The 8,195-nt window shown below is 32.6% G+C and carries 4 protein-coding genes and 1 pseudogene; 1 reads left to right on the forward strand and 4 read right to left on the reverse strand.

The features are described from left to right. The 4 genes and pseudogenes from ACH2BC_RS04630 to folE all read right to left on the reverse strand — a co-directional run. Positions 1 to 428 (reverse strand): annotated as a pseudogene (locus ACH2BC_RS04630) (alpha/beta hydrolase); the annotation flags it as partial. A gap of 19 nt (positions 429 to 447) precedes the next feature. Beyond that, on the reverse strand, positions 448 to 693 hold the full coding sequence (gene yidD, locus ACH2BC_RS04635; protein ID WP_395052816.1) for a membrane protein insertion efficiency factor YidD: 246 nt from the start codon (positions 691 to 693) through the stop codon (positions 448 to 450). Between the two features lie 18 nt (positions 694 to 711). Continuing rightward, the gene (gene cysS, locus ACH2BC_RS04640; protein ID WP_395052817.1) at positions 712 to 2,196 is read right to left on the reverse strand and encodes a cysteine--tRNA ligase; all 1,485 of its coding nucleotides are present in this window, start codon (positions 2,194 to 2,196) and stop codon (positions 712 to 714) included. Positions 2,197 to 2,440: 244 nt separating this feature from the next. Next, positions 2,441 to 3,112 carry a GTP cyclohydrolase I FolE gene (gene folE, locus ACH2BC_RS04645; protein WP_395052818.1) on the reverse strand — a complete coding sequence of 224 codons (672 nt, stop codon included), beginning with the start codon at positions 3,110 to 3,112 and terminating at the stop codon, positions 2,441 to 2,443. A gap of 157 nt (positions 3,113 to 3,269) precedes the next feature. Here folE and ACH2BC_RS04650 point away from each other — a divergent pair. Then, positions 3,270 to 8,195, forward strand: a 4,926-nt coding sequence (locus tag ACH2BC_RS04650) for a beta strand repeat-containing protein (RefSeq protein WP_395052819.1), incomplete at its 3' end; no start/stop codon positions are given.

Here is an 8,195-nt window from a genome sequence, read left to right on the forward strand (position 1 = left end):
TAACAACCAATAAATACAAAATTTATGTCAGGATTAGCTATAAAAGTAGAAACATATTGAGCAATATAACCGCCTTTAGATGTCCCAATTACAGAAATATGATTTGGTTTAACTCCAATATTTAGTAAACTATCAATTTGAGAAACTACTTTTTTTGCATAGTTTTTTGTATCAGTATTTTTCTTTCTCTTTTTACTTAAAACTATAAAGTTATCTTTTTCAAACGCTTTTATAATTTCTAAATATTCAGCTTTTCCATATTCAAGATGTTCTACATCTAAATCATTTTCTTCAATAAATTTATTATGAAGAAAGAAGATATAGTTTTGTTGATTGGTTTCAGCTTCAGTTTCTTTTTTTAATTGTTTGCAACTAGCTGTAAAATAGAAACTAAAAATAAAAAGGAGTAAGAGATTTATTTTATACATCAGTTATTATCTATAAATATCAGTTATGAGAACACTTTTTTTCTGGTACAGGATCAAATCCAGTTTTTCCCCAAGGATTGCAACTTAGTATTCTTTTCACTCCAAGATAACTTCCATAAAACAATCCGTGAATTTTTAAAGCTTCAATAAAATAACTAGAACAAGTAGGTTCAAACCTGCAAGTTGAAGGTAAAAATGGTGAAATAGCTTCTTGATAAAACCTAATTAAAAGATATAATGGATAGGTTAAAATTTTTGAAAACATTTCAATTAAGTTTTAATTTTAATTAGAAATACTAAAACCTGTAACGTCTTTGCCATCTTTTAATTGAATACCTAAAACTAAAAGTTTATCACGAATTTCATCAGACAATTGCCAGTTTTTATTCGCTCTAGCTTCGTTTCTCATTGCAATTAGCATTTCAATTACACCTTCTAGTTTTTCTAAATTATTTTCAGATGCTTTTTCATCTTTAATACCAAGAACATCATAAATAAAAATAGTTAATGTAGATTTTAATAATTCCAAATCTTCTTTTGTAACTGTTTCTCTTTTGTCGTTTAAAACATTTACAAATCGAATTCCTTCAAACAATTGTGCAATTAAAATTGGCGTATTAAAATCGTCATTCATAGCATCATAACAGCTTTTTTGCCACGATAAAATATCTAGAGTAGAAGTAGAGCTAGCTTCAAGTTCTACTAGCAATTCCATTCCTTCCATTAGTCTATAAAAACCTTTTTCTGCAGCCAAAATGGCATCATTAGAAAAATCTAAAACACTTCTATAATGAGCTTGAAGCATAAAAAACCTTGCTACATTGGGTTCAAAACCTTTGCTTAAAAATTCGCTTTCGCCAGTAAAAATTTCACCAGGAAGAATATTATTTCCAGTAGATTTCGACATTTTTTTGCCATTCAGCGTCAACATATTTGCGTGCATCCAGTAATTCACAGGACTATGACCAGTACAAGCTTCATTTTGAGCAATTTCACATTCGTGATGCGGAAATTTCAAATCCATTCCGCCACCATGAAGATCAAATTTTTCTCCTAAATATTTAGTACTCATAGCGGTACATTCTAAATGCCAACCCGGAAAACCAATTCCCCAAGGCGAAGGCCAACGCATTATGTGTTCAACTTCTGCTTTTTTCCAAAGAGCAAAATCTTGCGAATTTTTTTTATCACTTTGTCCATCAGTATCTCTTGTATTGGCAAGCATATCTTCAATATTTCTGCCACTCAATTGTCCGTAATTATGTGTTTCGTTAAACTTTACTACGTCAAAATACACACTACCATTGGCTTCATAACCATAACCATTTTCAATAATTTGTTTTACAATTTCAATTTGCTCAATAATATGACCAGTTGCAGTAGGTTCAATACTTGGCGGCAAAAAATTAAATTTATCTAAAATTGTATGAAAATCGACCGTATATTTTTGCACAATTTCCATTGGTTCCAACTGTTCTAAGCGTGCTTTTTTGGCAATTTTATCTTCGCCATCATCAACATCATCAACAATATGCCCAACATCGGTAATATTTCTAACATATCTCGTTTTGTATCCCAAATGCAATAAATACCTAAAAATCACGTCAAAGCTCATAAAAGTTCTCACATTTCCCAAGTGCACATTACTGTAAACCGTTGGTCCACAAACATACATTCCCACATTTCCTTCGTGTACAGGTGTAAAAACTTCTTTTTCTCCGCTAAGCGAATTATAAATTTTAAGCGTTTGATTTTTATATAACGACATAATTATTTTTTTAATACAATCTTTTTTATTTAAAGCCAATCCAGCTTTCCATTCCAATCTTGCTTGTAAAAATCTTTTTTTCTATGGTTTAAAAAGAGCTTCTTGCAGTCGCTTTTTTAAACCAAGAAAAAATAGCTTTTTCCTTCACAAGGATTTCCATTACAATCTGGGCTAAAAACCCTATAAATTACAACTTCCAACTTCCATCTTCAATCTCCAATCTTCCATCTTCCATCTTCCATCTCTAAAACGAAGTTTCCAATTTTATATAATCAAGAAATTCTCTTCTAGTATTTTCATTTTTAAATTTTCCACCAAATTCTGCTGTAACAGTACTGCTATCAATATCTTTAATTCCTCTAGAGTTAACGCACAAATGTTTGGCATCAATTATACAAGCAACATCATCAGTATTTAAAACTTTTTGCAATTCTCTAACAATTTGAATTGTTAAACGTTCTTGAACTTGAGGTCTTTTGGCAAAATAATCTACAATTCTGTTCATTTTAGACAATCCAACAACTGTACCGTTAGAAATGTAAGCAACATGCGCACGACCAACAATTGGAAGTAAATGATGTTCGCAAGTAGAATAAACTACAATATTTTTCTCTACAAGCATTTCATTGTACTTGTACTTATTTTCAAATGTTGAAGAACTAGGTTTTTTATTTGGATTTAATCCACCAAAAATTTCCTTAACAAACATTTTTGCAACTCTATTAGGTGTTCCTTTTAAACTATCATCAGTTAAATCTATTCCTAAAGTTTGTAAAATATTAGTTACATCCTTTTTTATAAGCTCAATTTTTTCTTCGTCACTTTTTTCAAAAGCATCTTTTCTTAACGGAGTTTCCTCATTAGTAGCAATATGATTGTTGCCAATTTCATCACTAAATTCTTCAGTATTTGTCATTAGTTTATTAATAAGAATTTTTTTAACAATTTCAAATGCAAAGATAAATATTATTGAATTATAAAAGGTAAAGAGAATGCTATTTTTAAAAAAATGAAATTTTAAGATATTATATCGTTAATATTATGTAAATTTCGCTTCAAAAATCGCTAAAAAAATGAGAAAAATTACTTTATTCATTCTGTTTTTTATTTTATTTATATCCAATTTATCGGCGCAAAATCTATTAACAAATGGAAATTTTAATATTCCAACTAATGGAAATGGATTTAGTTTAATTGGCGCAGGATATAATTTTATTACAGCTCCATACTCTGGCAATACAAATGCTGGCGATTATACTTTTACAACCAATCCACAACCTGTAAATACCGCTTTTTTTCTTGCTGGTGGCGATCATACAACAGGAACAGGAAACATGATGGTTATTGACGGAAACGGAACTGGAGGAAACCAACGTTTTTGGAGAGCAGGAAGTACTGGTAGTGGAGTTTGCGGACTTACAATTGGAAAAACTTATAATTTTACTTATTGGATAAAAACAATAAATGCAGCAGGAACTAGAGCTTCTGTTGGAATACAGTTTAATAACACTTCAACTAATGCCTTAATATTTGGATCAACTTCAGCGCCACTTTCAACTGCTGGATGGCAACGAGTAACCTATTCTTTCGTGCCAAATAACGCTTGTGTAAATATTGAATTGTGGAATACTAATACTGATTTAGTTGGGAATGATTTTGCAGTAGATGATTTTTCGGTTACTTCACCATTAATTGCAACAGCTTCAATTATAACACCAACATGTCCGGGTTTAACCAATGGTTCATTAAGTGTTTACGGAAATGGTGGATTACAACCTTATGTAACTTATTCTATTTCTGGTACAGCTTCTGCAACAAATACTTCAGGAGTTTTTACTGGTTTAGCTCCAGGACCATATTCTGTATCTGTAACAGATTCCTCAGGAACAATTGTAACTCAAGGTGCAATAACTATTGGTCAATCACCAAATTTAACAACAAGTTTTAATAGTACAATTTGTCAAGGAAGTTCAACAACATTATCAGCTTCTGGAGGTACAACATATACTTGGACAGCATCACCTTTAGATCCAACATTAATTGCACCAACTAGTTCTAATCCAACAGTTTCTCCTACAGTTGCAACAACATATACAGTTACATCTCCAGTTACTGCACCTAAAAATTTAGTTTACAACGGAAACTTTACATTAGGAAATAGAGGATTTTCAACAGATTATCAATTTTTAACAACATCAACATCAGTAGGAGTTCAAGGTGCTTATGGTGTAGTTTTTAATCCTAGCACATGGTTTGCACCATTCTCTAATTGTGGCGATCACACTAGTGGATTAGGAAATATGCTAGTTGTAGATGGTTCAGTTACAAATGCTGGAAATGATAGATTATGGTGTCAAACAATACCTGTTACTCCATCACAAACTTATACTTTTAGTTATTGGGTTCAAACTCTTGCCACTCCAAATCCTGCATCAATTGAAACTTTAATTAATGGAACTTCTCAAGGTATTGGAGCTGCACCAACTGCAATAACTTGTGGAAATTGGACACAATATACTTACACTTGGAATTCTGGCGCAAGTACAACAGCAATACTATGTTTGTATGACAGAACAACAACTGTTGCAGGAAACGATTTTGCAATAGACGATATAACTTTTACAACATCTGTAACATGTTTATTATCTAAAAATATTGTTATAACTCCAGTTGCACTTCCTACAGCTACAATTTCTGGGACAACATCAATTTGTCCAAATGGTACAACTACATTATCATTTACAGGTACACCTGGAGCATCAGTTTCATTTTCTGCATCAGATACTGGATCATTTTTTTCTGTAATTTTAAATTCTTCTGGAAATGCTACATTTGTAACTCCACCAATTACAGAGATTACAACTTTTAATTTAGAAAGTGCTAATACAAGTCCTGCTGGTTGTGTTGCCAATTTAACAGGAAGCGCAACAGTTTCTATAAATATTAACGGATGCGCTACAGTTTTAGGAGGTGATGTTAATTTGAATGATAATATTGAAGCTATATGTAGTGTTGGAGAATGTAGAAATTTAACTTCAAACTACTCTAATATTGCTTCTACTAGTCAATATTCAGTTAGCACAATTTCATATTGTCCTCAAGCTGCTTTCGAAAATCCAACTTGGAATCAGTTAGTAGGTCCAGGACTTCTTAATAATCAAGGAAATCCAATGGGCGATGATGACTGGTCGCCTTCTTTTAATTTAACTTCTCCTGGACAAACTATACCATTTAAATTTTGTTTTTTTAACAATAGTTATACTAATATAAATGTAGGAACTAATGGTGTCATTGCATTTAATAACACTCAAAATGGTTGCCCATGGTCATATAATCAATCAGTTCCAAGTGCAGGATTTCCTATAAAAAACGCAATTTTTGGAGTGTATCAAGATACCGATTTTAGTGTTACTCCTCCAACTGGTTTTCAGTCAACAGCAAATTATCAAGTTATAGGAACTTATCCTTGTAGAAAATTTGTAGCAAATTTTTCTAATTTACCTCAATTTTCTTGTGGAAATGGTGTTGGATTACAAACATCTCAAATTGTGCTTTATGAGGTATCAAATATTATAGAAGTTTATGTACAAAGAAGAGTTCCTTGTACAGGATGGAATGGAGGAAATGGTGTAATTGGAATAATAAATCTTGATGGAAGTTTAGGTTATACTCCTAATACTCCAAACAGAAATACTGGAAATTGGTCTGCATTTAATGAAGCGTACAGATTTACACCAACTGGTCCAAATATTCCTGTAACTTTTCAGTGGTTAAACGGTACTACACAAGTAAGTACAAGTCCTAATATTACAGTCTGTCCAACCGTAACAACAACATATACTGCGGAAGCAACTTACAATGTTTGTAACGTAGAAACAAAAGTTAGAAAAGATGTATTAGTAGAAGTTTTTCCAGATTTAACAATTTCACCAGTTAATTTAACACAGTGTTCTACAACTTTTAATTTAACTGCAAATACTGCAACAATTTTAGGAAGTTTAAATCCAGGAAATTATACAATTGCATACCATACAAATAATGCCGATGCAATAACTGCTTCAAATCCTATAGGAAATGCATCAGCTTTTATTAGTAATGGTCAAACTATTTATATGAGTATTCAAGCTCCAGGTGGATGTAATTTAGTAAAATCATTTAATTTAATAATATCTTGTACCGTTTGTGAGACAATAACAAATCCATCATCAACTCAAACATTGTGTTTAAATGGTGATCCAAGTTTGATATCTGTAAATACTACTTTTACTGGAACAGATGTTATTAGGTTTGTATATTTTAATTCACCGCAAACTGGATCTGCAATGTATACTGGAGGAACATTATTAGCAAACGCTACTCCAACAGGAACAATTGCAAGTTATAATCCAGGAATTTTGGGTACAACAGGTTCATTGCCAAATGCCGCTGGAACCTATTATGTATATGCAATTGTAAATCCAGCACCAGCAGATGCAACCTGTAGACCATTTCAATTAATAGAAGTTATTGTGAATAATTCAGGTAATGCTGGTGCAGATGGAGGAACAAACATTTGTGGTTCTAGTACAACACCAATAAATCTATTTGATTTAATTACAAGTGAACAATCTGGTGGAACTTGGACACAAAGTTCTGGAAGTGGTGGTACTTTTGACGCAGTAAATGGAACATTTACTCCTTCTGTTGGAGCAACAACAAGTACATTTTTATATACAGTTAGTGGAATTACGCCTTGTCCAGCAGATACAAGTTTGGCTACAGTAACAATTTCAGCACAATTAGATGCTGGAACAGATGGTGTTTTAACAGTTTGTGATAATACTACTACTCCAATAAACTTATTTAACATTATTACTGGAGAGCAATCAGGCGGAATTTGGACTCAAACTGGAACAGGTGGAACTTTTAATCCTACAGCAGGTACTTTTATTCCAGCTTCTGGAGCAACAACTGTAGTATTTACTTATACATTAACAGGAACTTCGCCTTGTGTTACAGATACTAGTACTGCAACAATTACTGTAAATCAACAACCTAATGCAGGAACAGATGGAACTTTAATAGTTTGTGAAACTAATGGTACGCAAATTGATTTATTTAGTTTAATTACTGGTGAGCAATCTGGTGGAGTTTGGACACAATCAGGAACTGGCGGAATATTTAATGCAACTAATGGAACATTTATTCCAGCAGTTGGAGCAACAAATAATGTTTTTACTTATTCTTTAACAGGAACTTCACCTTGTATTAATGATTCAAGTACAGTAACTTTAACAATAAATCCACAGCCAAATGCTGGAACTGACGTAACATTAACAATTTGTGATTCAAGCACAACCCAAATTGACTTATTTAGTTTGATAACTGGAGAACAATCTGGTGGAGTTTGGACGACTACCGTAACTGGTGGAACATTTAATGCAGCAACAGGAACATATTCACCTGCTATCGGTGCAATTTCTGGCACATTTACATACACACTTTCTGGAACTTCACCATGTATAAACGATACAAGCACAGTAACAGTAACCATAAATCCACAACCCAATGCAGGAACAGATGGAGTTTTAACCGTTTGTGATTCAAATACTGCTCAAATTAATTTATTTAATTTAATAACAGGAGAACAATCTGGAGGAGTTTGGTCTACAACTGTTATTGGAGGAACACTTAATCCATCTGGAGGAACTTACATTCCAGCCGTTGGAGCTACTTCAGGTATTTTTACTTACACCATAACTGGAACTTCTCCTTGTATTAGCGATTCTAGTAGTGTTACTTTAACAATAAATCCTTCGCCCAATGCTGGCGCAGATGGTTCAACAAGCATTTGCGAAACAAGTACAACTCAAATAGACTTATTCAGTTTAATAACAGGCGAACAAACTGGTGGAACTTGGACATTACAATCTGGAACTGGAGGAACTTTTACTGCAAGCAATGGAACTTTTACACCAGCAGTTGGAGCTACTACAAGTGTATTTCTTTACACAGTTTCT

The sequence above is a fragment of the Flavobacterium sp. genome, from assembly GCF_043760115.1.
GTDB lineage: Bacteria > Bacteroidota > Bacteroidia > Flavobacteriales > Flavobacteriaceae > Flavobacterium.

Excerpts from the sequence above, each read along its gene's own strand:
- cysS (WP_395052817.1), bottom strand. The coding sequence starts at position 2,196 with ATGTCGTTATATAAAAATCAAACGCTTAAAATTTATAATTCGCTTAGC.
- folE (WP_395052818.1), bottom strand. The coding sequence starts at position 3,112 with ATGACAAATACTGAAGAATTTAGTGATGAAATTGGCAACAATCATATT.
- yidD (WP_395052816.1), bottom strand. The coding sequence starts at position 693 with ATGTTTTCAAAAATTTTAACCTATCCATTATATCTTTTAATTAGGTTT.